Source organism: Alteromonas sp. R7, assembly GCF_055755235.1.
The window spans coordinates 1-1,582 of sequence record NZ_JBVTQX010000021.1 but is presented as its reverse complement, the minus strand read 5'-3'; the positions used below and the strand labels follow the sequence as shown (position 1 = coordinate 1,582).

Sequence of the window (1,582 nt, the reverse complement as noted above, 5' to 3'; positions counted from 1 at the left end):
TTGATAATCATTGAGCCTCCTCCCTATCAGCATAAACAGAGTTTATCCTAATAGGCGACCAAACCAAGGGAGAAAACTCAATGAACTTTTATACTAATACACATCCGTACTATTGTGGAATCGATCTTCACACAAGACTGCTCTATGTCTGCATCATTGATAATGAAAACAACATTCTCGTTCACGAAAAAATCGATGATTCACCCGATAAACTGTTAGCGCTTCTAAAACCATATCTAGGCAATATCGTTGTTGGTGTGGAATGTATGCACTGTTGGTATTGGGTGTCTGACTTTTGTGAAGAGCACAATATTGATTTTATTCTTGGCCACGCGCTTTACATGAAAGCGATACATGCCGGTAAAACGAAAAACGATAAAATAGACGCGCTAAAGATAGCGAAGCTAATGCGGGGAGGGAATTTCCCTCTCGCGCATGCTTATTCAAAGGAGCATCGCTCAATTCGTGATGCGCTGCGTCGGCGCACGCACATAATGCGAATGAGTGCCCAGCTGAAAGCGCATGTTGCCAGCACAGTCAGTCAATACAACTTACCCGTATTAGAAACGCGGTTAGATCTAAGAAACTCTCCTGATAGAGAAAAGATGCGCCACTTTTTTCCAGACGAAGCAGTGCAGAAGAGCATGGATTTAAACCTAAACATTATCGAAACCATGGTGAGTGAGCTCTACAAGATTGAACATTATGTAAAGACTCAGGCACAGACACACTGCGCTACAGATTTACATATTCTCAAGTCGTTTCCAGGTATTGGGAAAATTCTAGCCCTCACCATTTTGTATGAAGTTGGTGATATTAAGCGGTTTTCATCAGTTCAAAAGTTTGCCTCGTATTCACGGTTAGTAAAATGCAAAGCTGAGTCGGCCGGTAAAACACACGGTACGCAGGGGAATAAGATTGGCAATGCACATTTGAAATGGGCATTTAGTGAAGCAGCGGTGTTGTACCTTAAAGGTAATGACAACGCCAAACGGTATTTAGCAAAGCTTCAAAAGAGAATGAGCAAGGCGAAGGCTTTATCTGCACTCGCTCACAAAATCGGGCGGTGTACTTATTTTATGTTGAAGAATCAGCAGGTATTCGATGAAGAACGCTTTTTAAACGGGTAAGTCGCACGGTGGCATGAGCTTAAACGTCTAACTGGTTTAATGGTGAGTATCTTTTTTATCGCGCAGTACTCCGCAAAAGCAGCATCGATAAATATACCTGCATGCCAGAACCTGTTGGTTTGATTAGACATGTCACTGTTGCGCATCACTACCTTTTTATGAATTTGCTTACACCTTCACTGAACCTGATACTAACTGGTCAATGCAGCCACTTAGCTTTGAATAGGACAGAGGAAGGTTAACCGATGAATGTCTAGTGCCGTTGCCAGTCAAAAGGAATTGAAAAGAGCAACAACAAGAGCCTCTATATGTGTTTGACGTAGGCGATTTGCCTAACATCAGCCATGACAAACGAAGTAAACGAGTTCTAAAAAGGCAACGGTATTGATCTTGAAATAGTGGTCAAAGGACTATCTTTTTTCATTGACAGCCCGGAGGCTCATATGTGTTAT

General features: G+C 42.1%; 1 protein-coding gene. It reads left to right on the top strand.

What is annotated here, in order from left to right:
- Window positions 1-80: 80 nt before the first annotated feature.
- Window positions 81-1,130 carry an IS110 family RNA-guided transposase gene (locus AC0J2X_RS19715; protein WP_061485967.1) on the top strand — a complete coding sequence of 350 codons (1,050 nt, stop codon included), beginning with the start codon at window positions 81-83 and terminating at the stop codon, window positions 1,128-1,130.
- Window positions 1,131-1,582: the final 452 nt, after the last annotated feature.